Source organism: Streptococcus oralis (genome assembly GCF_023109155.1).
Lineage (GTDB): Bacteria > Bacillota > Bacilli > Lactobacillales > Streptococcaceae > Streptococcus > Streptococcus oralis_BZ.
This window is the reverse complement of record NZ_JALDUA010000004.1, coordinates 149,399-176,097: the sequence shown is the minus strand read 5'-3', so window position 1 is coordinate 176,097 and position 26,699 is coordinate 149,399. Positions and strand designations below refer to the sequence as shown.

The 26,699-nt window shown below is 43.0% G+C and carries 22 protein-coding genes and 1 tRNA gene; 17 read left to right on the top strand and 6 right to left on the bottom strand.

From position 1 onward, the window contains the following. The first annotated feature begins 1 nt into the window (after position 1). From M1F63_RS08630 to M1F63_RS08595, 8 genes are all read left to right on the top strand, one after another. Positions 2–75, top strand: a tRNA-Pro gene (locus tag M1F63_RS08630). Between the two features lie 183 nt (positions 76–258). Next, the gene (locus tag M1F63_RS08625; RefSeq protein WP_247941209.1) at positions 259–4,650 is read left to right on the top strand and encodes a PolC-type DNA polymerase III; all 4,392 of its coding nucleotides are present in this window, start codon (positions 259–261) and stop codon (positions 4,648–4,650) included. Between the two features lie 23 nt (positions 4,651–4,673). Further along, positions 4,674–4,826 carry a hypothetical protein gene (locus M1F63_RS08620; protein WP_000776617.1) on the top strand — a complete coding sequence of 51 codons (153 nt, stop codon included), beginning with the start codon at positions 4,674–4,676 and terminating at the stop codon, positions 4,824–4,826. Between the two features lie 21 nt (positions 4,827–4,847). After that, on the top strand, positions 4,848–6,089 hold the full coding sequence (locus M1F63_RS08615) for an aminopeptidase (RefSeq protein ID WP_000243968.1): 1,242 nt from the start codon (positions 4,848–4,850) through the stop codon (positions 6,087–6,089). Positions 6,090–6,098: 9 nt separating this feature from the next. Then, positions 6,099–6,329, top strand: a complete 231-nt coding sequence (locus tag M1F63_RS08610; RefSeq protein WP_000901578.1) for a GlsB/YeaQ/YmgE family stress response membrane protein — start codon at positions 6,099–6,101, stop codon at positions 6,327–6,329. Positions 6,330–6,561: 232 nt separating this feature from the next. Next, positions 6,562–7,284, top strand: a complete 723-nt coding sequence (locus M1F63_RS08605) for a pseudouridine synthase (RefSeq protein ID WP_247941208.1) — start codon at positions 6,562–6,564, stop codon at positions 7,282–7,284. A gap of 110 nt (positions 7,285–7,394) precedes the next feature. Continuing rightward, positions 7,395–8,729, top strand: coding sequence for a C1 family peptidase (pepC, locus tag M1F63_RS08600; protein ID WP_247941207.1), 1,335 nt, complete (start codon positions 7,395–7,397; stop codon positions 8,727–8,729). Positions 8,730–8,893: 164 nt separating this feature from the next. After that, positions 8,894–11,122 carry an HAD-IC family P-type ATPase gene (locus M1F63_RS08595; RefSeq protein WP_247941206.1) on the top strand — a complete coding sequence of 743 codons (2,229 nt, stop codon included), beginning with the start codon at positions 8,894–8,896 and terminating at the stop codon, positions 11,120–11,122. Positions 11,123–11,179: 57 nt separating this feature from the next. On the opposite strand, the gene M1F63_RS08590 is transcribed toward M1F63_RS08595, so the two are convergent. The 4 genes from M1F63_RS08590 to M1F63_RS08575 all read right to left on the bottom strand — a co-directional run bounded on the left by M1F63_RS08590 (position 11,180) and on the right by M1F63_RS08575 (position 15,079). Continuing rightward, positions 11,180–12,091, bottom strand: coding sequence for a PTS system mannose/fructose/sorbose family transporter subunit IID (locus M1F63_RS08590; protein WP_247941205.1), 912 nt, complete (start codon positions 12,089–12,091; stop codon positions 11,180–11,182). Positions 12,092–12,105: 14 nt separating this feature from the next. Beyond that, entirely contained in the window at positions 12,106–12,918 is an 813-nt protein-coding gene (locus M1F63_RS08585; RefSeq protein WP_009730710.1) for a PTS mannose/fructose/sorbose transporter subunit IIC, read from the bottom strand. 75 nt (positions 12,919–12,993) lie between these two features. After that, complete coding sequence (locus tag M1F63_RS08580; RefSeq protein ID WP_009730709.1) at positions 12,994–13,983, bottom strand: PTS sugar transporter subunit IIB; 990 nt, start codon at positions 13,981–13,983, stop codon at positions 12,994–12,996. Between the two features lie 283 nt (positions 13,984–14,266). Then, positions 14,267–15,079, bottom strand: coding sequence for a Cof-type HAD-IIB family hydrolase (locus tag M1F63_RS08575; protein ID WP_000162337.1), 813 nt, complete (start codon positions 15,077–15,079; stop codon positions 14,267–14,269). A 187-nt stretch (positions 15,080–15,266) separates the two neighbouring features. Between M1F63_RS08575 and M1F63_RS08570 the strand changes: the two genes are divergently transcribed. From M1F63_RS08570 to M1F63_RS08540, 7 genes are all read left to right on the top strand, one after another. After that, a complete protein-coding gene (locus M1F63_RS08570) occupies positions 15,267–16,685 on the top strand; it encodes an NCS2 family permease (RefSeq protein WP_049520591.1) in 1,419 nt (472 codons plus the stop codon). A 54-nt stretch (positions 16,686–16,739) separates the two neighbouring features. Beyond that, positions 16,740–17,447, top strand: coding sequence for a CPBP family intramembrane glutamic endopeptidase (locus tag M1F63_RS08565; protein ID WP_000653642.1), 708 nt, complete (start codon positions 16,740–16,742; stop codon positions 17,445–17,447). Positions 17,448–17,523: 76 nt separating this feature from the next. Beyond that, positions 17,524–18,498, top strand: a complete 975-nt coding sequence (gene folP / locus M1F63_RS08560; protein ID WP_045593663.1) for a dihydropteroate synthase — start codon at positions 17,524–17,526, stop codon at positions 18,496–18,498. 1 nt (position 18,499) lies between these two features. After that, complete coding sequence (locus M1F63_RS08555; RefSeq protein ID WP_247941204.1) at positions 18,500–19,822, top strand: bifunctional folylpolyglutamate synthase/dihydrofolate synthase; 1,323 nt, start codon at positions 18,500–18,502, stop codon at positions 19,820–19,822. Next, positions 19,803–20,357 (top strand): GTP cyclohydrolase I FolE, encoded by a 555-nt coding sequence (gene folE, locus M1F63_RS08550; RefSeq protein ID WP_000380931.1) that lies wholly within the window; start codon positions 19,803–19,805, stop codon positions 20,355–20,357. Before M1F63_RS08555 ends, folE begins: the two co-directional genes overlap by 20 nt. Positions 20,358–20,515: 158 nt before the next feature. Then, a complete protein-coding gene (gene folK, locus M1F63_RS08545) occupies positions 20,516–21,337 on the top strand; it encodes a 2-amino-4-hydroxy-6-hydroxymethyldihydropteridine diphosphokinase (RefSeq protein WP_084881334.1) in 822 nt (273 codons plus the stop codon). Further along, positions 21,330–22,613 (top strand): DUF308 domain-containing protein, encoded by a 1,284-nt coding sequence (locus M1F63_RS08540; RefSeq protein ID WP_247941203.1) that lies wholly within the window; start codon positions 21,330–21,332, stop codon positions 22,611–22,613. The genes folK and M1F63_RS08540 overlap by 8 nt, the downstream gene beginning before the upstream one ends. Before the next feature lie 51 nt (positions 22,614–22,664). On the opposite strand, the gene M1F63_RS08535 is transcribed toward M1F63_RS08540, so the two are convergent. Then, the gene (locus M1F63_RS08535) at positions 22,665–22,982 is read right to left on the bottom strand and encodes a DUF960 domain-containing protein (protein WP_084881332.1); all 318 of its coding nucleotides are present in this window, start codon (positions 22,980–22,982) and stop codon (positions 22,665–22,667) included. Positions 22,983–23,185: 203 nt separating this feature from the next. Between M1F63_RS08535 and ccpA the strand changes: the two genes are divergently transcribed. Next, entirely contained in the window at positions 23,186–24,196 is a 1,011-nt protein-coding gene (gene ccpA / locus M1F63_RS08530) for a catabolite control protein A (protein WP_001090635.1), read from the top strand. Positions 24,197–24,247: 51 nt separating this feature from the next. Here ccpA and M1F63_RS08525 read toward each other — a convergent pair whose 3' ends face one another. Then, a complete protein-coding gene (locus M1F63_RS08525) occupies positions 24,248–25,210 on the bottom strand; it encodes an asparaginase (RefSeq protein ID WP_125422989.1) in 963 nt (320 codons plus the stop codon). Between the two features lie 65 nt (positions 25,211–25,275). Here M1F63_RS08525 and M1F63_RS08520 point away from each other — a divergent pair, with 65 nt between their 5' ends. Next, positions 25,276–26,667 carry a Cof-type HAD-IIB family hydrolase gene (locus tag M1F63_RS08520; RefSeq protein ID WP_000453122.1) on the top strand — a complete coding sequence of 464 codons (1,392 nt, stop codon included), beginning with the start codon at positions 25,276–25,278 and terminating at the stop codon, positions 26,665–26,667. Positions 26,668–26,699: the final 32 nt, after the last annotated feature.

Here is a 26,699-nt window from a genome sequence, read left to right as displayed (position 1 = left end):
GCGGGAAGTAGCTCAGCTTGGTAGAGTACTTGGTTTGGGACCAAGGTGTCGCAGGTTCGAATCCTGTCTTCCCGATTGATTACGAGGATACTTAAGGGTATCTTTTTTTATTTACTAAGGAGATAAGGAGATTCTGAGAGTCTTCTTTTTTGTTTACGGAACAAATTTGTATAAACTAGCAGTGCTTAAGGAATGGTACTAGTCATATATTTTCTTTAATTATGGTAAAATAGTAAGAGAATAATGTGAGGAAAATGAATGTCAAGTAAGTTTGAAATTTTAATGAATCAACTAGGAATCTCTGATCAATTGAGACGGGATACTGCTCTTGTTGATGCCAGAATTGAGTGTGTTGTGGTTCATAAAATTAGTAAGATTTGGGAATTTCATTTTGTATTTTCTAATATTTTACCGATTGAAATCTTTTCAGAGTTAAAGAAAGGGTTTGGTGAAGAATTTTCTAAGACAGGAAACCGAGCTGTTTTCGAAATCAAGGCTCTTTCTCAAGAATTCTCTAATGAACTCTTGCAGGCCTACTATAGAGAGGCTTTTTCTGAAGGTCCATGTGCAAGTCAGGGGTTTAAATCTCTTTACCAGAATTTAAACGTCCGTGCGGAAGGAAATCAACTCATTATTGAAGGTTCAGAGGCGATTGATAAGGAGCACTTTAAGAAGAATCATCTTCCTAATTTGGCTAAGCAACTCGAAAAGTTTGGTTTTCCAGCTTTTGTATGCCAAATAGAAAAGAATGATGCTCTTACACAAGAGCAGGAGGAAGCCTTCCATACGGAGAATGAACAAATCGTCCAGGCTGCCAACGAAGAAGCTTTACGAGCTATGGAGCAACTGGAACAAATGGCTCCTCCTCCAGTAGAAGAGAAGCCAGCCTTTGATTTTCAGGCTAAAAAGGCTGCGGCCAAGCCTAAACTAGATAAGGCTGAAGTTACCCAGATGATCGACGTGACGACTGAGGAAAATCGCCTGGTCTTTGAAGGGGTCGTTTTTGATGTGGAGCATAAGGTGACCAGAACTGGTCGCGTTTTGATCAACTTTAAAATGACAGACTATACTTCAAGCTTCTCAATGCAAAAATGGGTTAAGAATGAAGAAGAGGCTCAGAAGTTTGACATCATTAAGAAGAATTCTTGGCTTCGAGTTCGTGGGAATGTGGAGATGAATAACTTCACACGTGATTTGACCATGAACGTCCAGGATGTGCAGGAAGTGGTTCACTATGAGCGGAAGGATTTGATGCCAGAAGGTGAGCGTCGGGTTGAGTTTCATGCTCATACTAATATGTCGACTATGGATGCTCTACCAGAAGTAGAGGAGATCGTTGCAACAGCTGCAAAGTGGGGACACAAGGCGGTTGCCATCACGGACCATGGAAATGTTCAATCTTTCCCACACGGCTATAAGGCGGCCAAGAAAGCTGGAATCCAGCTGATCTATGGAATGGAAGCCAATATTGTGGAGGACCGTGTTCCAATCGTTTATAACGAAGTGGAGATGGACTTGTCAGAAGCGACCTATGTAGTTTTTGACGTGGAAACGACGGGACTTTCAGCTATCTATAATGACTTGATTCAGGTTGCGGCCTCTAAGATGTATAAGGGGAATGTTATTGCCGAATTTGATGAATTTATCAATCCCGGACATCCATTATCAGCCTTTACTATTGAGTTGACTGGTATTACAGATGATCATGTCAAAAATGCCAAACCACTGGAACAAGTTTTACAAGAATTCCAAGAGTTTTGCAAGGATACAGTCTTAGTAGCCCACAATGCTACCTTTGACGTTGGCTTTATGAATGCCAACTATGAGCGTCATGGTCTGCCTAAGATTAGCCAGCCAGTTATCGATACGCTGGAGTTTGCTAGAAATCTCTATCCTGAGTATAAACGCCATGGTTTGGGACCTTTGACTAAGCGTTTTGGTGTAGCACTTGAACACCACCACATGGCTAATTACGATGCGGAAGCTACTGGTCGTCTGCTTTTCATCTTTATCAAAGAGGTAGCAGAAAAACATGGTGTGACCAATCTGGCTAGACTCAATATTGATCTAATCAGTCCAGATTCTTATAAAAAAGCTCGGATCAAGCATGCGACCATTTATGTCAAGAATCAAGTTGGTTTAAAAAATATTTTTAAGCTGGTTTCTTTGTCTAACACCAAGTATTTTGAAGGGGTGCCACGGATTCCGAGAACGGTTCTAGACGCCCATCGGGAGGGCTTGATTTTGGGGTCGGCTTGCTCGGAGGGTGAAGTTTTTGACGCAGTCGTTTCCCAAGGTGTAGATGCGGCGGTTGAGGTGGCCAAGTATTATGACTTTATCGAGGTCATGCCACCAGCTATCTATGCTCCCTTGATTGCTAAAGAGCAGGTCAAGGATATGGAGGAGCTCCAGACTATTATCAAGAGTTTGATAGAGGTTGGGGACCGTCTTGGCAAGCCTGTTCTGGCTACGGGAAATGTCCATTATATCGAACCGGAAGAAGAGATTTACCGTGAAATTATTGTCCGTAGTTTGGGCCAGGGGGCTATGATTAACCGAACCATCGGTCATGGTGAAAATGCCCAACCAGCACCGCTACCGAAGGCTCATTTTAGAACGACCAATGAAATGTTGGATGAATTTGCTTTCTTGGGAGAAGATTTAGCACGCAAATTAGTCATTGAAAACACCAATGCCTTGGCAGATATCTTTGAACCTGTTGAGGTTGTTAAGGGTGACTTGTACACGCCTTTCATCGACAAGGCGGAAGAAACGGTTGCTGAGTTGACCTATAAGAAAGCTTTTGAGATTTATGGAAATCCGCTGCCAGATATCGTTGATTTGCGGATTGAAAAAGAATTAACTTCCATTCTGGGGAATGGATTTGCCGTGATTTATCTGGCATCGCAGATGCTGGTGCAACGTTCCAATGAACGGGGCTACTTGGTTGGTTCTCGTGGGTCTGTTGGGTCCAGTTTTGTTGCGACTATGATTGGGATTACGGAGGTTAATCCTCTCTCTCCACACTACGTCTGTGGTCAGTGTCAGTACAGCGAGTTTATCACCGATGGTTCTTATGGTTCAGGGTTTGATATGCCTAATAAGGATTGTCCCAACTGTGGTCATAAACTTAACAAAAATGGACAGGATATTCCTTTCGAGACCTTCCTTGGTTTTGATGGAGACAAGGTTCCCGATATTGACTTGAACTTCTCGGGAGAAGATCAGCCTAGCGCCCACTTGGATGTACGTGATATCTTTGGTGAGGAATATGCCTTCCGTGCGGGAACGGTTGGTACGGTGGCTGCTAAGACTGCCTATGGATTTGTAAAGGGCTACGAGAGAGACTACGGGAAGTTTTATCGTGATGCAGAGGTGGAACGTCTTGCTCAGGGTGCTGCTGGTGTCAAGCGAACTACAGGACAACACCCAGGGGGAATCGTTGTTATTCCTAACTACATGGATGTCTACGACTTTACGCCTGTTCAGTATCCAGCGGATGACGTGACGGCTGAATGGCAGACGACTCACTTTAACTTCCATGATATCGATGAGAATGTCCTCAAACTCGATGTACTGGGGCATGATGATCCGACCATGATTCGAAAATTGCAGGACTTGTCTGGGATTGACCCTAATGAAATTCCTATGGATGATGAAGGCGTGATGGCCCTCTTTTCTGGGACGGATGTACTTGGGGTGACTCCTGAACAAATCGGAACGCCGACGGGCATGCTGGGAATCCCAGAGTTTGGCACCAACTTTGTACGTGGGATGGTCGATGAAACCCATCCGACAACCTTTGCGGAATTGCTTCAGCTATCAGGTCTGTCCCACGGTACTGATGTCTGGTTGGGCAATGCCCAGGATTTGATTAAGCAAGGAATTGCGGATCTATCAACCGTTATCGGTTGTCGGGACGACATCATGGTTTACCTCATGCACGCGGGCCTTGAACCTAAGATGGCCTTTACCATCATGGAACGGGTACGTAAGGGCTTGTGGTTGAAGATTTCTGAAGAGGAGCGGAATGGCTACATCGAAGCCATGAAGGCCAATAAGGTACCAGAGTGGTATATCGAATCCTGTGGAAAAATCAAGTACATGTTCCCTAAAGCCCATGCGGCAGCCTACGTTATGATGGCTTTGCGCGTGGCCTACTTCAAGGTTCACCATCCGATTTATTATTACTGTGCTTACTTCTCTATCCGTGCCAAGGCCTTTGATATCAAGACCATGGGTGCCGGCTTGGATGCCATCAAGCGTAGAATGGAAGAGATCGCTGAAAAACGGAAGAATAATGAAGCCTCTAATGTGGAGATTGACCTTTATACAACTCTTGAGATTGTCAATGAAATGTGGGAACGTGGTTTTAAGTTTGGCAAGTTAGATCTATACCGTAGTGATGCGACTGAATTCATCATTGATGGAGATACCCTCATCCCACCATTTGTAGCAATGGATGGTCTGGGAGAGAACGTTGCTAAGCAGTTGGTGCGTGCGCGTGAAGAGGGTGAGTTCCTCTCTAAAACCGAACTGCGCAAGCGTGGTGGACTTTCATCAACCTTGGTTGAAAAGATGGATGAAATGGGGATTCTCGGTAATATGCCAGAGGATAACCAGTTGAGTTTGTTTGATGATTTGTTTTAAGGATTAGAACGGAGAACATCTTTATGAAACTTAGAATCTTTGCGGAAGATAAACCTGCTGAAAAGGTTTTTGACTATCAGCTAGAGCTGGCAGATGAAACAATTATCCTATCAACAGCGCTCTTGTCTGGTGCCATTGCTTTAGCAGGATTATTTTCTGCTTTGAAGGAAAAATAACAAAAGAAAAGGAAGAATAGAATGGTTTTACCAAATTTTAAAGAAAATCTAGAAAAATATGCGAAATTGTTGGTTGCAAACGGTGTGAATGTGCAACCGGGTCACACTTTGGCTCTCTCTATCGATGTGGAGCAACGTGAGTTGGCTCACTTAATCGTCAAAGAAGCTTATGCACTTGGAGCACACGAAGTTATCGTTCAATGGGCAGATGACTTTGTAAATCGCGAGAAATTCCTCCACGCGCCGATGGAGCGTCTGGACAATGTGCCAGAATACAAGATTGCTGAGATGAACTATCTCTTGGAGAACAAGGCTAGTCGTCTCGGTGTCCGCTCTTCTGATCCAGGTGCCTTGAACGGAGTGGATGCGGATAAGCTTTCAGCTTCTGCCAAAGCGATGGGACTTGCGATGAAACCAATGCGTATCGCAACTCAATCCAACAAGGTTAGCTGGACAGTGGCGGCCGCTGCTGGACTTGAATGGGCTAAGAAAGTCTTTCCAAATGCTGCGAGCGATGAAGAAGCAGTCGATCTCCTTTGGGACCAAATCTTTAAAACTTGTCGTGTCTATGAAGAAGATCCCGTTAAGGCTTGGGAAGAGCATGCAGCCATTCTTAAGAGTAAGGCAGAAATGCTTAATAAAGAGCAATTTTCAGCCCTTCACTACACAGCACCAGGAACTGATTTGACACTTGGCTTGCCAAAAAACCACGTTTGGGAATCAGCTGGAGCCATCAATGCACAGGGGGAAGGATTCTTGCCAAATATGCCAACAGAAGAAGTCTTTACAGCGCCTGACTTCCGTCGTGCAGATGGCTATGTAACCTCTACAAAACCACTTAGCTACAATGGCAATATCATCGAAGGTATTAAAGTAACCTTCAAGGATGGCCAAATCGTAGACATTACTGCTGAAAAGGGTAATCAGGTCATGAAAGACCTTGTCTTTGAAAATGCGGGTGCGCGTGCCTTGGGTGAATGTGCCTTGGTACCCGATCCAAGCCCAATTTCTCAGTCAGGCATTACCTTCTTCAACACCCTTTTCGATGAGAATGCTTCAAACCACTTGGCTATCGGTGCGGCCTATGCGACCAGCGTCGTTGGTGGGGCAGAGATGAGCGAAGAAGAACTTGAAGCTGCTGGACTGAACCGTTCAGATGTTCACGTGGACTTTATGATTGGTTCAAATCAAATGGATATCGATGGTATCCGTGACGATGGAACACGCGTACCCCTCTTCCGTAATGGAGACTGGGCAATTTAAGGAGAAGCTATGCTTGGAAGTATGTTTGTTGGTCTCCTAGTGGGACTCTTGGCAGGTGCTTTGACCAATCGTGGAGAGAGCATGGGATGCTTTGGAAAAATGTTTCTCGGCTGGATTGGTGCTTCTTTGGGTCACCTACTTTTTGGAACTTGGGGGCCAAACCTAGCGGGGATAGCTATTGTTCCAGCTGTTTTGGGTGCTATGGTTGTCTTAGCTATTTTCTGGAGACGAGGAAGTTAAGTTCTTAAATCTGATACTCAATGAAAATCAAAGAGTAAACTAGGAAACTAGCCGCAGGCTGCTCAAAGCACTGCTTTGCGGTTATAGATAGAACTGACGAAGTCAGCTCAAAACACTGTTTTGAGGTTGCAGATGGAAGTTGACGCGGTTTGAAGAGATTTTTGAAGAGTATGAAAAGAAAAGGAGGTTGGTCATTGTACCAGCCTCCTTTTGAGTATGATATAATAGTTTTATGAGATTAGATAAATTTTTAGTTGCATGCGCTGTGGGAAGTCGGACGGAGGTCAAAAACTTGCTCAAGGCTGGACGCGTGACGGTCAATGGCAAGAAAGAAAAATCAGCAAAATTGCAAATAAATGAAGAAAAAGACGAAATTCGCTTTGATGGCCAAGTGCTAGAGTATGAAGAGTTTGTCTACTACATGATGAACAAGCCCCAAGGAGTTATTTCAGCGACTGAGGATTCTATACATAGAACGGTGTTGGACTTGTTGGATGATATTGCTCGGACCAAGGAAGTTTTCCCAGTAGGGCGCTTGGATATTGACACGCATGGTCTCCTACTCTTGACCAATGACGGCAAACTAGCTCACGCTCTTCTTTCACCCAAACGTCATGTGGATAAGACCTATCTGGCACAAGTCGAGGGAATTATGACCCAAGAAGATGTGGAGACATTTGCCAAGGGCATTCCGCTCAAGGACTTTACCTGCCAGCCAGCTAAGCTGGAGATTGTGTCGTTAGATTCAGTAAAGAATCAAAGTCTGGTTCGTGTGACCATTGCTGAAGGGAAATTCCATCAGGTCAAACGAATGGTGGCCTACTGTGGCAAGGAAGTGGTGGATCTACAACGTTTGACGATGGGAACTTTAGCCTTGGATGAGAACTTAGGACAAGGAGAATGGCGTCGTTTGACCAAGGAGGAGTTAGAAAATCTCCTTGCTAGTATTGCTTAGTTTGGATTATGTTAGAAAAGGTGAGGAGAATGTCCTTGCCTTTTTAAGTTTTTCGGTTGCTTCCTTTGTGAAAAGAGTTATAATAGACAGTAGAATAAAAGGAGGAATCTATGAACGCGATTCAAGAATCATTTACAGATAAACTATTTGCCAACTATGAAGCAAATGTCAAGTACCAAGCCATTGAAAATGCTGCCAGCCATAACGGAATTTTTGCAGCCCTGGAACGTCGTCAAAGCCATGTAGACAATACACCTGTTTTCTCGCTTGATTTGACCAAGGACAAGGTTACTAACCAGAAAGCGTCTGGTCGTTGCTGGATGTTTGCAGCTCTCAACACCTTCCGCCACAAACTCATCTCTCAATACAAACTGGAAAACTTTGAGTTGTCACAAGCCCACACATTCTTCTGGGACAAGTACGAGAAATCCAACTGGTTCTTGGAGCAAGTGATTGCGACTGCAGACCAAGACTTGACGAGCCGCAAGGTTAGCTTCCTACTCCAAACTCCACAACAAGATGGTGGTCAATGGGATATGGTCGTTGCCCTCTTTGAAAAATATGGTGTCGTTCCTAAGTCAGTTTACCCTGAGTCTGTTTCATCTAGTAATAGCCGTGAGCTCAATGCAATTCTTAACAAATTGCTTCGCCAAGATGCCCAAATCTTGCGTGACTTGCTCGCTTCTGGTGCTGACCAAGCGACTGTTCAAGCTAAGAAAGAAGACCTCTTGCAAGAAATCTTTAACTTCCTTGCTATGTCACTAGGTCTTCCACCGCGTAAATTTGACTTTGCTTATCGCGATAAGGATGATAACTACCAAAGCGAAAAGGGTATCACGCCACAAGAGTTTTACAAGAAATATGTCAATCTTCCTCTAGAAGACTACGTTTCTGTTATCAATGCTCCAACTGCTGACAAGCCTTACGGTAAATCTTACACAGTTGAGATGTTGGGAAATGTGGTTGGTAGCCGTGCAGTTCGTTACATCAACGTACCGATGGAGCGCTTAAAAGAATTGGCGATTGCCCAAATGCAAACAGGAGAAACTGTTTGGTTTGGTTCAGATGTCGGCCAGCTCAGCAACCGCAAAGCTGGAATCCTTGCGACTGATGTTTATGACTTTGAATCAAGCATGGATATTCAACTCACTCAAGACAAGGCTGGACGTTTGGACTACAGTGAAAGTTTGATGACCCACGCCATGGTCTTGACAGGTGTGGACTTGGACGAAAATGGCAAGTCAACCAAGTGGAAAGTTGAAAACTCATGGGGAGACAAGGTCGGTGCAGATGGTTACTTTGTCGCCTCAGACGCTTGGATGGACGAATACACTTACCAAATCGTTGTCCGTAAAGAATTGCTGACAGCAGAAGAACAAGCTGCCTATGAAGCAGAACCAATAGTACTTGCACCATGGGATCCAATGGGAGCCTTGGCAGAATAAAGCATAGAGAAAAGAGGTTAGGAAAATCCTAGCCTCTTTTTAAGTCCTTCTTAAAGTGGCGATAGATGATGCTTGTCAAGTGAGTTCTCCTTATTTTGAGTCTTTAAGTGACAGAGAGAAAGATATGTGTTACTATAGTAGTACAAAAGGATATCGGAGTAGAAATGAAGTATTTAAGTAGCCAAGACATCAAGGATCGTCAACGAAACATCAGCGACATTAAACCCTACAAAACAACCAAGGAAATTGTCGTTTCAAATATTTTTACCTTTTTTAATGCCATGAACTTGGCTCTGGCAGTTCTGGTAGCCACAACCTTGCGATTTGAAAATATGCTCTTTTTAGGTGTGATTGCTATCAATACAGCCATCGGGATTTTCCAAGAAGTGCGTTCAAAAAATGCCTTGGAAAAGCTAAGTTTGCTTGGTAAAAGTAAGTATAGAGTCAACCGAGATGGTCAAACAATTGAGATTGATCCGGAGGACATCGTTCTGGGTGAGTATCTGCATCTCAATCTGGGTGATCAGGTGCCTGTCGATGCAGAAGTCCTTGAAGGGAATATTGAAGTTGATGAGTCCTTGCTGACTGGTGAGAGTGATTCGGTCTTTAAAACAGTTGGTGACAAGCTGATGAGCGGAAGCAATGTCGTCAGCGGTACTTGTCTGGTTATGGCAACGGCTGTGGGTCCCGATAGTTATATCAACAAACTCGCAAAATCCAGCAAGGAATTCAAAAAATACCCTTCTCAACTGCGCGATTACATGGATAAGATTTTAAAAATCGTCTCGATCTTGCTGGTGCCAGTTGCCATTCTGCTCTATGTCAGAGGTTTTAGTCTAGGACGGTCTTATGTTGAAATTGTTTTAGGAAGTTCAGGTGCCTTGGTCGGCATGATTCCAGAGGGTTTGATTCTCTTGGTCAGCGTCTCCCTAGCGGTAGCAGCCATGAAGCTGGCCAAAAAGAAGGTTCTAGTGCAGGAACTATACTGTGTAGAGACCTTGGCGCGAGTAGATGTTCTTTGTTTTGATAAGACAGGTACCATCACGACTGGTAATATGAAGGTCCAAGAAATGGATGTTAATGTAGCAGAGAAACTATCTTCTTATCTGGCTTATTTCGAGGATGAAAATGCAACTTCCCGAGCTCTGAAGACTTACTTAACTTGTGAGAAAAAGTGGGAAGTTCAAGAAGTCGGTGCCTTTTCAAGCAAAAACAAGTATTCCTTTGTTCAAGTAAAAGAGGGTGGGACCTATTTTTTCGGAGCCTATGAGTTTTTAGGCTTTACCCAGCCGATGGATGCCTACTATGAAGATCTCAAACAGCAAGGTTTTCGAATCTTATCGCTTGCTCATAGCAAGGACCAGATTACAAGCCCATCCGAAATGGAACTATTGGGGCATGTCGTTCTGTCAGATGAGATCAAGGAAAATACTAAGGAAACCTTTGACTATTTTGAATCTCAAGGTGTTGAAGTGAAGATTATCAGTGGTGATAATCATGTGGCTGTATATGGGGTGGCTCGTAAGGCAGGTTTTAAGGAAGAAGCCCGTGCGATTGATATGACCAAGGTGAGCAATGATGACTTTGAAAGAGTGGTCTTGGAAAACGAAATATTTGGTCGAGTGACACCTGAGCAGAAAGAAAAGATGGTGACCGTTTTGCAAAAGGCTGGTAAGACAGTTGCCATGAGCGGTGACGGGGTCAATGATGTTCTAGCTCTTAAGAAAGCAGATATTAGTTTCGCAATGAAGGGAGCAACGAGTGCAGCCAAAAGTGTATCCAATATTGTTTTTCTCACTGATGATTTTGCAGTATTTTATGATATCTTGATGGAAGGACGCCGTGTCATCAATAACATCCAAAAGGTAGCCTCTCTCTTTCTGACAAAGACCTTCTTCTCCATCGTGTTTGCCATTTTGAGTGTGGTATTTGGTTTGGAATTCGCCTTTATCCCTATTCAGTTTACAATCATTTCAGCTATTACGATTGGGATTCCATCTTTCTTCCTAACTTTTGAGTCCAATAAAGAAAAGGTCAGCACACATTTTATGCGAGATATTTTGACCAATGCTGCGATTGGTGGGGGCATTCTAGTCGCTAGTGTACTCTTGACGAACTTCTTTATCACTGTCCCAGGTCAGGTCAAATTTATTTGCTTCCTCCTTGCTTTGGTCAATGGTCTGTGTCTAGTTGCCAAGGTCAGCCTGCCATTTAATCGATACAAACTAGCCTTGCTCATACTTTTGAGCCTTGCAGCCCTTGTAGGAGTGCTTGCCAATACTTTTATCCTGCAAGGAGCGTTTGTACCTTTAGAAGCCAAACAGCTGCTCTATGTTGCCATTCTAGCAGTGGTGATTGGAGGCTTGCATTATCTGACTAGAAGAAAAAGTTGATACACAAAAAGAATCAGGTTTATTACCTGATTCTTTTTTATTTATATTCTCGATGGTTTACATGATACCGAAGAAACGAGCTGCGATACCTACTGCAAAGAGAGCAAGGATGATTGAGATTGGTGATACTTTTTTCTTAAGCAACCACATGCAAAGGAAAGTAAGGAGAAGTCCCATCAATCCTGGAATCAATGAGTTCAACTGACCTTGAAGAGTTTGAGGTTGAACGCTATCCAAGCTCAAACCACTAAGAGCCTGACCAAGAATTCCTTTCAATTCTCCACCTGTTACAGGACCTTCTGGGAAGTTGATGTAAGCACCTTCTGCCAATTGTTTACCTGGAAGGTTAACAGTAAAGTTGATAGACACCCAACGTTGTACAAGAACGGCAAGGATGAACATACCAAGGATAGATGCTCCTTTAGTGATGTCTTTCAAGATACCACCAGACATGTCTTTAGTGATTTCAGATCCCGCTTTGTAACCGAACTCTTGTGTGTACCATAGGAAGGCCATACGGATAGCATTCCATCCGAAGAAGAAGAGAAGGGGACCAACAATGTTACCAGATGCAGCAAGTGATGCACCAAGAGCTCCAAGGATAGGACGAACTGTAAACCAGAATACTGGGTCACCGATACCAGCAAGAGGTCCCATCATACCGATCTTAACCCCTTGGATAGCTGCGTCGTCGATTTCAACACCGTTAGCGCGCTCTTCTTCAAGTGCAAGAGTAACCCCCATGATTGGAGCAGCTACGTATGGGTGAGTGTTGAAGAACTCAAGGTGACGCTCAAGAGCAGCCGCTTGGTCTTCTTTTTTAGTGTACAATTTTTTGATAGCTGGGATTAATGAGTAAGCCCAACCCAAGTTTTGCATACGTTCGTAGTTCCAAGAACCTTGAAGGAATTGTGAACGCCACCAAACTTTTTGACGATCTGATTTTGATAATTGAATTTTTTCAGCCATGATTGTTCCCCTTTCTAGTAGTCTTCTAGGATATCACCGATTGGGTCGTTAGAAGTCGCAGCTCCGCCGCCACCGTTTCCACCTTGTTTTGAAAGGTTAAGGTAGATGAAGGCAAGGGCAACACCGATGACACCAAGGGCAATCAAAGTCAATTGAGAAATCGCTGCAAGAGCGAAACCGATAGCGAAGAATGGCCATACTTCACGAGTTGCCATCATGTTGATAACCATAGCGTAACCAACGGCAACGACCATAGCACCACCAACAGCCATACCACCATTCAACCATTCTGGCATTAGACCAAGAGCGTCTTTAACAGCAGAAGCTGGGATAGCGATAAGGAAGGCTGCTGGAATCGCGATACGAAGACCTTGAAGAACAAGAGCAAAGTAGTGAGCGCGTTCAACAGCTGCAATGTTTCCTTCTTTTGCAGCTGCGTCAGCTGAGTGAACCAAGGCAACTGAGATTGTACGAACAATCATTGTCAAGAAAAGTCCAGCTACGGCAAGAGGGATAGCTGTGGCTGTTGCGACGGCGATACCTTCAGTAGTAAAGTTACCACCTTTGATCAAGATGATTGCTGCAGCAACAGATGCAAGAGCAGCGTCAGGAGCTACGGCAGCTCCGATGTTTGCCCAACCGAGGGCGATCATTTGAAGAGATCCACCAAGCATAACACCTGCTTCGAGGTTACCAGTTGCAAGTCCGATAAGGGTACATGCGACGATTGGTTGATGGAATTGGAATTGGTCGAGGATACCTTCAAGACCTGCAAGGAAGGCAACAACTACAACCAAGATAGCAGAAATGATTGAAATATCTGACATGGTTTTATTCCTTTTCTATGTAGTTTTAATAAAGTATTTAATCCTGTTTTCGAAAATGATAGAAACAGATTAAAATTATTGAACGTTTGCTTTTTTAATCAAGTCAAACAAATCTTTTTTCGTGTCGTTTGGTACTTTACGTACGTCAAATTCAACACCGAGGTCACGCATTTTTTCAAAGGTTGCAACGTCTTCTTTGTCCATAGACAAGACGTTATTGATCATTGTTTTACCTGTTGAGTGGGCCATAGAACCAACGTTAAGGGTCTTGATTGGCACGCCACCTTCGATGGCACGAAGGGCATCTTGAGGTGTTTCAAACAAGATAAGAGCATGTGTGTTACCAAAACGAGGATCTTTTGCAACCTCAATCAATTTTTTGATTGGTACAACGTTGGCTTTTACTCCGTTAGGAGCTGCTTGCTTGATCAATTCTTTACGCAATTCGTCGTTTGCAACGTTATCTGAAGCAACGATGATACGGTCTGCTTTTGAATCTGGAGTCCAAGCAGTGGCAACCTGACCGTGAAGGAGACGAGTGTCTAGACGAGCAAGATTGATTTTCAGTTTACCGTCACCGATAACTGTTCCTTCTGGAATAGCAGCTTGGGCAGCAGGAGCAGCTGCAGCAGTTGCAACTTCCTCAACTGGATTGAGCTCTTCTGGAAGAGCCTTGATGCCATCTTTGGCTTCTTTAATGATATTCGCAGCGACTTTGTCCACGCCAGCAGCAGCGTCCATAAGACGTTCTGTGTAAGCTTGGATCAACATCGGTAAGTTGAGTCCTGTGATGATAGCAAATTTACGATCTGGGTTTTCTCCCATCACGCGACTAGCTTGGTTGAATGGAGATCCACTCCAAAGGTCAGCCAATACTAGAACCTCATCTTCTGCGTCAAATGCAGCCACAGCGTTGTTGAATTTAGCGTAAAGATCATCTGGACCTTCATTTGGCATAAAGGTTACAACTTGAACCTTTTCTTGTTCACCAAAGATCATAGATCCTGACTGATGAATACCCGCAGCAAATTCGCCGTGGCTCGCAATAATGATTCCGATACTCATTATTGTCATTCCTCCTTATAAAATGTTTGACTGTATGTTTAAGAAAACTTTAAGCCTAACTTTAAGTATAAACCGTTTTCATATAAAAATCAACTACTTTTTCTAAAAAGATGTAAAAGTTTTCATAGAATGACTTTTTAAAAATATTAATATATCAATGTTTTTTGAGAGATAAATGAAAATGGTAATAGAAAATTTAATATAAAAATACAGAAAATAAGCCGCTTTAGTGAAAATAAAATGAAAACAAAAAGGAAAGATTGCGACCATGCAATCTTCCCTTTTATAAGAATAAATTTTGTAAAGCGCGGGCAACTCCATCTTCTTCGTTGGTCAGAGGAAGTTGTTCGTCTGCATATGGAAGAAGAGCAGGATTGGCGTTTTTCATAGCATATCCCTTGCCTGCAAATGCCAACATTTCAGTGTCATTATGCTCATCACCAAAGGCGATTAAGTCTTTTTTATCACGATTCATCACATTGAGCAAGTACTCTAGAGCAAAAGCCTTGTTTACACCCTTGGGAGTACACTCGAGGATGTTGAGGGGCCCGCCCCAGGTATTGATAGCTAGTTGGTGCTGATAAAAACGATTCATCTCGTCCGCTAAAGCGTATTTGTCTTCAGCCCTTGTTTGCAAGAGGATGCAGTTGGGATCTTTGGTTACTCGTTCAGGTTTGAATTGATTTTCTGGCCGGAAGTTCTCTACGCCAAATAGTTTAGGATCTGCAATTTCTTCATTCGGTGTCGTGATATAGAATTTTTTTCGATATTCTCCCGCAATAAAATCAGCCTGGATGTCCTCCGTGCGCTTGACCATGTCTAGGAGGTATTTTTTGTCCAAGGTCAGGCACTTTTCATGCTCCCAAGTCTGTCCTGGTAGATGGGTAAGGGAGCCGTTAAAGTTAATCATGGGAGTATGCAATTCTAGCTCACGATAGAAGTCTTTTGCCATACGATACGGACGGCCTGTCGTGATGATGACATGGTGTCCTTTTTCTGAAATTTTTTTGATCGTCTCTTTGGTGAAATCGGAGAGCTTGCTTTCATTATTTAGCAGGGTTCCGTCCAAATCGACTGCGATAATTTTTTTAGTCATATAAACCTTCCTAGTCGTTTCCAGATAAGATGTCTACTATTATATCAAAAAGAAGGAAGAAAAGCAGATAAGAACAAAAACTACAGTTGCTTTGATTTATTAAATAAATCAAACAAACATATTGAAAAGGTGAATGATAAATGATATAATACTAATATTGTTCGTAAAAAACAAAAGGAGATTAAAGATGGACAAACTATTTAAACTAAAAGAGCACGGGACAGATGTCCGTACAGAGGTGCTTGCTGGTTTAACAACATTCTTTGCAATGAGTTATATTCTCTTTGTAAACCCTCAAATGCTTTCCCAAACGGGTATGCCTGTTCAAGGTGTGTTCTTGGCAACGATTATCGGTTCTGTAGTAGGTACTTTGATGATGGCTTTCTATGCTAATTTGCCGTACGCACAAGCACCAGGTATGGGACTAAATGCCTTCTTTACATTTACAGTTGTATTTGGGATGGGCTATACTTGGAAAGAGGCTCTTGGTATGGTCTTCATTTGTGGAATTATTTCACTGATTATTACCTTAACAAATGTTCGTAAAATGATCATCGAATCTATTCCAACAACACTTCGTTCAGCTATTTCGGCTGGTATTGGTGTTTTCCTTGCCTATGTTGGAATTAAGAATGCTGGTCTCTTGAAATTCTCAATCGATCCAGGTACTTATACGGTAGCAGGTGAAGGAGCAGACAAGGCTCAAGCTGCACTTACTGCAAACTCCGCAGCTGTTCCAGGATTGGTAGACTTCAATACTCCAGCCGTATTGGTGGCTCTTGCAGGTTTGGCTATTACCATTTTCTTTGTTGTTAAAGGCATCAAGGGTGGAATCATTCTTTCTATTTTAACAACGACTGTCCTTGCCATTGCTGTTGGTGTTGTGAAATTGTCAGGGATTGACTTCGCTAGCAACAATCTTTCATCAGCGGTTAATGATTTAGGAACTTTGTTTGGTGCCGCTCTTGGTTCAGAAGGTTTAGGATCTTTGATTTCAAACACTTCACGTTTACCAGAAACCTTGATGGCTATTCTTGCCTTCTCACTAACAGATATTTTTGACACAATCGGTACTCTTATCGGTACTGGTGAAAAAGTTGGTATCGTTGCGACAAGTGGGGAAAACCATGAATCTGCTAAATTGGACAAGGCTCTTTACTCAGACTTGGTGGCAACTTCAGTAGGTGCCATTGCAGGTACTTCAAACGTTACAACCTATGTTGAGTCTGCGGCGGGTATCGGCGCTGGTGGACGTACTGGGTTGACAGCCCTAGTGGTTGCGATCTGTTTTGCTCTATCTAGCTTCTTTAGCCCACTTCTAGCGATTGTTCCGACAGCTGCAACAGCACCAATTTTGATCATCGTCGGAATCATGATGCTTTCTAACTTGAAAAATATCCCTTGGGATGATATGGCTGAAGCGGTTCCTGCCTTCTTCACATCTATCTTTATGGGATTCAGCTACTCTATCACACAAGGGATTGCTGTTGGTTTCTTGACATATACCTTGACAAAAGTTGTCAAAGGTCAAGCCAAGGATGTGCACGTGATGATTTGGATTTTGGATGCCTTGTTTATCCTTAACTATATCAGTATGGCGCTATAAATGGTATAATAGGAAAAGGGGAGTCTCCCCTTTTTAATTATAAGGAGGTACATCATGAAAGATAAGACGATTTGGCAAGAGGTTTTGAACAGAGGGAAATGGGTGCTCATCCTTTTGGTAGCTTTTGTTCTATCTCAATTTCCCATAGGACTTGCTTTGTTTTTAGCAAACAAACAGTTTCCGATTTTACAGTCAGGGCTCTTAGTTGGTGCCCTATCCATAGTCGTTTTGATTGTATTCATTATTGGTGCACGAAAAACACAACTTGCTACTTTTAATCTATCCTTTTTTAAGGCAAAAGACTTGGCTCGCTTGGTACTGAGTTATCTGGTGATTTTTGCGACAAATCTCTTGGGTTCACTCCTGCTTCGACTAACAAATGAGGCAACAACCAATAACCAATCAATACTGAATGGTTTGGTTCAGAATAGTTCCTTGATTTCAACTTTCTTCCTACTAGTCTTGATTGCGCCGATTTGTGAAGAAATTTTGTGTCGTGGAATTATTCCTAAAAAGATCTTCCGTGGAAAAGAAAAACTAGGTTTTGTTGTTGGTGCAATCGTCTTTGCCTTGCTCCATATGCCAACCAATTTACCTTCTGTGATTATTTATGGAGGAATGTCAACGGTTTTGACTTGGACAGCCTATAAGACTGAGCGTTTGGAGATGTCCATTTTGCTTCATATGATTCTCAATGGTATTGCATTTTGTTTGTTGGCCTTATTGGTGTTGATTAGTAGAAATCTAGGTCTATCATTCTAAACCATTGGCCTACTTGGAAAAGATGAATACTAACGTGTCCATCTTTTTTCTTTTTATGGTAAAATAGAAAGATAATATGGTGAAAAACCTTGAGGGAGTGACCGATATGTCAAGTAAAGCTAATCATGCAAAGACAGCTATTTGCGGAATTATCAACGTAACCCCAGATTCTTTTTCGGATGGTGGGCAGTTTTTTGCTCTTGAGCAGGCACTCCAGCAGGCTCGTAAATTGATAGCAGAAGGAGCGAGCATGCTAGATATCGGTGGAGAATCGACTCGGCCGGGCAGTAGCTATGTTGAGATAGAAGAGGAAATCCAGCGTGTTGTTCCAGTGATTAAAGCTATCCGTGAGGAAAGTGATGTCCTCATTTCTATCGATACTTGGAAAAGTCAGGTGGCAGAGGCCGCCTTGGCTGCTGGTGCCAATCTGGTAAATGACATCACGGGTCTCATGGGAGATGAGAAAATGGCGAATGTGGTTGCGAAGGCTGGAGCAAAAGTGGTTATCATGTTTAATCCAGTTATGGTTCGTCCTCAGCACCCTAGTTCACTCATATTTCCTCATTTTGGTTTTAGACAAGCTTTTACAGAAGAAGAGTTAGCTGACTTTGAAAAAGTGCCAATCGAAAACTTGATGGAGGCTTTCTTTGAACATGCTCTAGCGAGAGCGAACCAAGCTGGAATTGCAAGAGAAAATATTCTGCTGGATCCAGGGATTGGCTTTGGTCTGACCAAGAAGGAAAATCTACTCCTTCTACGGGATCTAGATAAACTACACCAGCAAGGCTATCCGATTTTTCTTGGAGTTTCGCGTAAGCGATTTGTCATCAATATCCTAGAAGAAAATGGCTTTGAAGTTAATCCTGGGACCGAACTTGGTTTCCGCAATCGAGACACAGCTTCTGCTCATGTAACCAGTATCGCTGTGAGACAGGGTGTGGAAGTGGTGCGCGTGCATGATGTTGCCAGTCACAGGATGGCAGTTGAAATTGCCTCTGCTATCCGTTTGGCAGATGATGCAGAAAATCTAGATTTAAAACAATATAAGTAAGATGAACGAAATTGAAAACAATCAGTGGATTGCCCACTACCGGATGGACCAACCGCATTTTGGTTTGGAGCGAATGGTGGAACTCCTAGCTCTGCGAGGCAATCCCCATCTCAAACTTAAGGTCATCCATATCGGGGGGACCAATGGCAAGGGGTCGACCATTGCTTTTTTGAAAAAGATGCTGGAAGGGCTAGACCTGAGAGTTGGGGTGTTCAGCTCGCCCTATCTCATTCATTATACAGACCAGATTAGCATTAATGGGGAATCCATTCCTGAAGCGAAACTAGAAGCTCTCATGGCAGACTATCAGTCTTTGCTTGAGAGAGAATCTGCTGACAATTTGCAGGGAACAACCGAGTTTGAGATTATCACAGCTCTAGCCTATGATTACTTTGCCTCAGAACAAGTAGATGTGGCTATCATGGAAGTCGGCATGGGTGGTCTTTTGGATAGTACTAATGTCTGCCAGCCAATTTTAACAGGAATTACGACCATTGGACTGGATCATGTGGCCCTACTTGGTGACACCTTGGAAGCCATAGCAGAGCAGAAGGCTGGTATTATCAAGCAAGGCATTCCCTTGGTGACAGGTCATATTGTTCCAGAAGCCTTGACTGTGATTGACAATATTGCAGAAGGGAAAGATGCACCGAGAATAAGATATGAGAGAGATTATCAAATCAGTCATCAAGAAAGCGTAGTAGCGGGTGAAATCTTTGATTATACCAGTTCTGTCAGACAAGGTCGCTTTCAAACAGGTCTGCTTGGCTTGCACCAGATAGAAAATGCGGGGATGGCGCTTGCTCTCTTAGACACTTATTGTCAGGAGACTGGGCGAGAATTAGCAAGTAATGACTTGGTTGCTCAAGCTTTGAAAGAGACCAGATGGCCAGGGCGTTTGGAGGTCGTGTCTAGTGACCCCTTGATGATTTTAGATGGGGCCCACAATCCCCATGCTATCAAGTCTTTATTAGCAACCTTGCAAGAACGCTTTGCGGATTATCATAAGGAAATCCTCTTTACTTGCATCAAAACCAAGGCTTTGGATGATATGCTGGATTTGCTAGAAACGGTGCCAGATAGTCAATTGACTTTAACCCATTTTGACGATAGTCGGGCGACTGATGAAAACGTGCTGAAAAAGACAGCAAAGTCTAGAAATCTCAATTACCAAAGTTGGCCGGATTTTCTAGAGCAGAAATTGACAGATAAAAATGAAGAGAAACAAACAGTTAGGATTGTCACGGGTTCCTTGTATTTCTTGAGCCAAGTGAGAACCTATCTAATGGAGAGGAAAAACGAGAATGGATACACAAAAGATTGAAACGGCTGTAAAAATGATTATCGAGGCTGTTGGTGAGGACGCTAACCGCGAGGGCTTGCAGGAAACACCTGCTCGTGTAGCCCGTATGTACCAAGAGATTTTTTCAGGTCTTGGCCAAACTGCTGAGGAACACCTGTCAAAATCCTTTGAGATTATCGACGATAATATGGTAGTGGAAAAGGATATCTTTTTCCATACTATGTGTGAGCACCACTTTTTGCCATTTTATGGTAGAGCGCACATTGCCTACATTCCAGATGGCCGTGTGGCAGGCTTGTCCAAGCTTGCCCGTACGGTTGAAGTTTATTCTAAAAAACCACAGATTCAAGAACGTTTGAATATTGAGGTTGCTGATGCCTTGATGGACTATCTGGGTGCTAAGGGAGCCTTTGTTGTTATTGAGGCAGAACATATGTGTATGAGCATGCGTGGTGTCAGAAAACCAGGTACTGCAACCTTGACGACAGTAGCTCGCGGTCTATTTGAAACAGATAAGGACCTCCGAGATCAAGCTTATCGTTTAATGGGACTATAATACTCTTCGAAAATCAGATTCAAACCACGTCAGCTTCCATCTGCAACCTCAAAACAGTGTTTTGAGCAGCCTGCGGCTAGCTTCCTAGTTTGCACTTTGATTTTCATTGAGTATAAAAAGAATCCGCTATAAGCGGATTTTTCTAGAAAGGACTAGTTATGGATCAGCTAAAGATTAAAGATTTGGAAATATTTGCTTATCACGGACTCTTTCCAAGTGAGAAGGAATTGGGGCAAAAGTTTGTTATTTCTGCACGCTTATCCTATGATATGACTAAGGCAGCGACTGAGTTAGATTTAGCTTCTTCTGTCCATTACGGAGAACTGTGTCAGCAGTGGACGACTTGGTTTCAGGAAAGCACTGAGGACTTGATTGAAACGGTAGCCTACAAACTAGTTGAACGTACTTTTGAGACCTATCCTCTTGTCCAAGAGATTGAGTTGGAACTAAAAAAACCTTGGGCTCCAGTGCATTTACCGTTAGATACCTGCTCGGTGACCATTCACCGTCGTAAGCAGCGGGCCTTTATCGCTCTAGGAAGTAATATGGGAGACAAGAAAGCGAACTTGGAACAAGCTATTGATAAACTGAGGACTCGAGGTATCCATATTCTCAAAGAGTCCAGTATCTTGACGACGGAGCCTTGGGGTGGTGTGGAACAAGATAGCTTTGTCAATCAGGTGATTGAAGTAGAAACCTGGCTACCAGCACCAGTCTTGTTAGAAACATTATTAGCCATTGAGTCAGAAATGGGACGGGTTCGAGAGGTGCATTGGGGGCCTCGTTTGATTGATTTGGACTTGCTCTTTGTGGAGGACCAGGTCATTTATACAGCAGATCTTATCTTGCCTCATCCTTACATAGCAGAACGCCTTTTTGTTCTTGAGCCGTTAGTGGAAATAGCTCCCCATTTTATCCATCCAATCCTAAAGCAACCAATTCGATACTTGGTTGACCAGTTGGAGCAAGGAAATGCCTAAGCTTTCCGAGACCTATAGCAAGTGGAAGAGTATCGGGGAGGGACTACTTGCTATTGTTTTAGGGCTTCTCTTGATTCGTTTTGGACAAGTTATTCCGCGAATGGGGTACCAGTTGCTGATGGGCTACTTTTCCTTGTCAGCAGTTTGGCACTTGTTGACTCGCTGGTTTCAAGATAAAAAACGTCGGGAAAATATCTTTGTAACCTTGGGCAAGCTGGTGGTAGCTGCTCTGGTGTTTGACTCTATCATCTTGCAAGACCTTGCCCTCTATCTCCTGGTTTTTATCATTGCGAGCTACCAGCTGTTTACGGGCATCATTAGTCTTGTGACTTGGTCTCTCTATCGAAAAAATGCCATTCATCCTCGGCTCCATCATCTCTTCGATGCTGTATGGATGATAGGATTCGGGCTTTATAGCATCTCTCCTTTTCACGATGCAGCGAATTTTGAATTGCTCTTGCTTGGGTTTTACTTGCTCATGCTAGGAGCTAGTAGCCTCCGGGACGGTTTCTTTTTTGAAAGGATAGAAAACAATCCCAAGCTGAAACGACGTATGCGAATGACTCTGCCGATCTTTGTGACGGCTCTGATCCCTATCAGCACCTTGCGAAAACTAAATAAGTGGCTGGCAAATCATGAAAGCCAAGAAGGGGAAGTTCATTCAGAAAGAAAAAACGACCAGACGGTTGATCTGGAAATTTTTATCCATACCTCAGAAACCTCCTTCTTCCTCGCCATGGGACATGTGGATATTTGTTATCAAGGGACGGTTATTTCCTATGGTTCCTATGATCCTCACTCGGAGCGTTTATTCGGCATGGTTGGAGACGGTGTTTTGTTTAAGGCCAATCGGGAAAAATACATTGAACTCTGCAAGAGGGAAAGTCAGAAGACCTTGTTTGCTTATGGTCTGAGTTTGACGGACCAACAGAAAGCAGCCATCCAAGCGCGTTTAGCAGAGATAGAAGACCTGTTAATTCCTTGGGAACCAAGCTCGCAGTTGATGAAAAGAAGAGAGGGAGAGGTCAAGCATACCTACTCCTACCAACTGAAAGAGGAAGCGGATGCGACCCTCTATAAATTCAGCTCATCCGAGTTTAAGACCTACTTTGTTCTCAGTACCAATTGTGTTTTGCTGGCAGACTCTATCGTGGGAAAAGCTGGGACTGATATATTGAGTCCCCAAGGTTTCATTGTGCCAGGGACTTATCAGGATTATCTTGACTTTGAGTATACAAAACCAAACGGTCTAGTTGTCAGTCGATCCATTTATTAGAAAAAGAAAACTCTAGTTCCTCAGCAGTTTGCGCCGAGAAGCTAGAGTTTTTTAAAATAGGTCATTTTCTTCTGGAAGGAGGATGGTTTCCCTACCGTCCAAGTCTAAAACAAGGACCCTAGGAGGATAAAGCGGATCGAAAGGATGATTGAAATCAAAATCGATGCTAGTCGGAAGGTTTTGACTAGAGAAATGGAAGGTAATGGTCCCCTCGTTGTTGAGAAGCTGAAATTCGAGTTCTTCTTCTAATTCAAAGACATTTTTCAGGAAATGATCAATAATATACCATAAAGAGTCAATGACATCGTCAGGTAGGCTGGTCACGACACCAAAACTAGCGGAACGTCTCTGTGTATTTGTAAAAGCCATGTTTTCCTCCCCCTTTATTTTCCTTATCATACAGCAAAATGTCTTAAAAATCAAGAAATCCTACTCGCTTTTTCAAAATGGGAATAAACTGTGAAATTTTTTCAAAGTTTCTCTAAAAAATACTTGAAAGTGTTTACAATAAGTGATAAAATGGAGTAAGTAGATGCGTGAAAGCGAAATTTTCATTATAGAAAGGAAACGGAATGAACACAGATGATACAGTAACGATTTATGACGTCGCCCGTGAAGCAGGAGTTTCAATGGCAACAGTTAGCCGTGTCGTTAATGGCAACAAGAATGTTAAAGAGAACACTCGAAAAAAAGTCCTAGAAGTGATTGATCGCTTGGACTATCGTCCAAATGCGGTAGCACGTGGTTTGGCTAGCAAGAAAACAACGACAGTCGGAGTTGTGATTCCTAACATTACCAATGGTTATTTCTCAACACTTGCTAAGGGGATTGACGACATTGCTGAAATGTACAAGTATAACATTGTCCTTGCAAATAGTGATGAGGATGATGAAAAGGAAGTTTCAGTGGTTAACACTCTCTTTTCAAAACAAGTCGATGGGATTATCTTTATGGGCTATCACTTGACTGAAAAGATTCGTTCAGAGTTTTCTCGTTCACGGACACCGGTTGTTCTTGCTGGTACTGTGGATGTAGAACATCAACTTCCAAGTGTCAATATCGACTACAAACAAGCAACGATTGATGCGGTGAGCTACCTTCTCAAAGAAAACGAAAAAATTGCTTTTGTGAGTGGACCACTTGTCGATGATATCAATGGCAAGGTTCGTTTGATCGGTTACAAGGAAGCCTTGAAAAAAGCTGGACATTCTTATAGCGAGGGCTTGGTCTTCGAATCAAAATACAGCTATGACGATGGTTATGCCTTGGCAGAACGCTTGATTTCATCACAAGCTACAGCCGCAGTTGTAACAGGTGATGAATTGGCTGCGGGTGTCCTAAATGGTTTGGCTGACCATGGTGTATCTGTGCCAGAAGAGTTTGAAATCATCACGACAGATGACTCTCAGATTGCACGATTCACTCGTCCAAACTTGACGACTATTGCCCAACCTCTTTATGATCTAGGTGCTATCAGCATGCGTATGTTGACTAAGATTATGCATAAGGAAGAGCTGGAAGAACGTGAAGTTCTCTTACCTCATGGTTTGACAGAACGCCGTTCAACACGAAAACGTAAATAGAAAAAATCAGGAAATCTCACGATTTCCTGATTTGCTTTCTAGAGAAGAGGTTTATCCTTCCATATAGTCTTTCAAAGCTTGTCCTTTTAGTCCAGCATTAAGGGCAATTAATAATTTGAGGCGCGCTTTTTGAGCGTTGAGTTCTTTGACAAAGAAAACACCAGCTCGTTGCAACTGCACCCCTCCACCTTGGTAGGCGTAGACAGGTTCAGCAATACCATTAAAACAACGTGAGACCAGGGCGACTGGGATTCCTTTTTGCAGGAGATTTTCCAACTTTTGAGCTGTTTCTTTGGGAATATTGCCTGCTCCAAAGGCCTGAATGACTAAGCCATCCAGCTGTTCTAAGTCTAACATATCAATCAGCTCGTCTGTCATACCGGCATAGGCTGAGATGATGGGAACCAGACCTTGAATATGCTCAAGATCAAACCGGACACGAGGTTCAGCCGTTTTGAAGTAGAGAATTTCTTGTTTCATGATGAGGCCAAGTGGTCCATGTGTTGGGGTTTGAAAGGTGCTGACGTTGGTCGTATGAGTTTTGGTAACATACTTGGCTGCGTGGATTTCGTCGTTCATGACGACTAGCACACCCTTGTCGGCCGCTTTATCATCACTGGCAACTCGCAGAGCGCTCAGATAGTTATAAACACCATCGCTACCAAGTTCATTAGAACTACGCATGGCCCCTGTTAGAACGATGGGGATGGGCGGAATTTTCATGGTATCAAGGAAGTAAGCTGTTTCTTCTAAGGTATCTGTACCATGTGTGATGACAACACCATCGTAGTTATCAGCTTCCCCTTTAATTTTATGATAGAGTGCAAGCATATGCTTGGGTTTGATATGAGGGCTTGGCAGATTAAAAAAGTCTAGGGCATGAACCTCAATCCCTTCAAGTGGATTGGAAACATGGTTCATGGGATTGTCCTGACTAGTTACAACGGCACCAGTTGCGTCTGCTTGCATGGAAATAGTCCCACCTGTATGTAAAACAAGGATTTTCTTAGGCATGATTTAGTCACTCTTTCTGAAATGTGGTATAATCATTGTAACACAAAAGGGGAGAATGGGACAGGATGGAAGTCAAGGCTGTTTTTTTTGATATCGATGGAACGCTAGTCAACGATCGCAAGAGTGTTTTGAAATCCACTAAGGACGCGATTAAGATTGTCAAAGAGCAAGGAGTGCTTGTTGGAGTAGCGACAGGACGAGGGCCGTTTTTTGTCAAGGAATTGATGGAAGACTTGGACCTAGACTTTGCGGTGACCTACAATGGCCAATACATTTTTAATAAAGAAAAGGTGCTCTTTGCGAGTCCGATTGCTAAGTCAAGCCTGCGTCAACTGATTGCTTACGCTAAAAAGGAGCGTAAAGAAATCGCTCTTGGAACCGAGCATGCCGTTGTTGGTTCGAAAATTATGTCATTTGGTCTCGGCTCCTTTTCCCAACTGGTTAGTCGTTTTATTCCGACTGTTCTGACAAGAACCGTTAGCCGTTCCTTTAATCGAATGGTCAGCAAGGCAGTTCCTCAAAAGGAAGACGACTTGCTTAACTTGATTAATCAACCCATTTATCAAGTTTTGATGCTGATGACGCCAGAAGAATCTGAGAAGGCAGCAAGTGATTTTGAAGATTTGAAATTAACTCGAAGCAATCCTTTTGCAGCGGATATCATCAACCAAGGAAATTCCAAACTAGAAGGCATTCGCCGAGTCGGGAAAGAATATGGCTTTGATCTCAACCAAGTCATGGCCTTTGGTGATTCAGACAACGATCTGGAAATGTTGGCAGGTGTTGGTATGTCGGTCGCTATGGGAAATGGCAGTAGCAGTGTCAAAGAAGTTGCCAAGCATATTACGGCAAGTAATCAACAAGATGGTATCCACAAGGCGCTCGAGCACTTTGGTGTTTTGGCTTCAGAAAAAGTGTTTGTCAGTCGAGACTACCACTTTAATAAGGTTAAAACCTTCCACCACATGATGGATGAACGAACTCAAGAAGAACCACAGGCATGGGATGCTGAAGGTGCAACCCACCGCGCAGATTTTAAAATTGAAGAATTAGTAGAGTTTGTTCGCGCAGCAAGTTCTTCGGAGGAAGAATTCCAAAACTCCCTTGCAAGCATGCATGAGGCACTTGATAAGGCGGCAGAGAAAGTGGCGAAAAAGACACCTGCTAAGCAAAACTTGGTCGGTCAAGTGGATGCTTTGATTGACACACTGTATTTCACATACGGTAGTTTTGTTTTGATGGGAGTAGATCCAGAACGTATTTTTGATATTGTCCATGAAGCGAATATGGGGAAGGTCTTCCCTGATGGAAAAGCTCATTTTGACCCAGTTACACACAAGATTTTAAAACCAGATGACTGGGAAGAAAAATATGCTCCAGAACCTGCCATCCGACAGGAACTACAACGTCAGTTTAAAGCTTATGAGCGACATAAAGAAAGAAAAAATAAAAAATAAGAGAAAATTCTTTTCCCTGGATGAAAAATCCG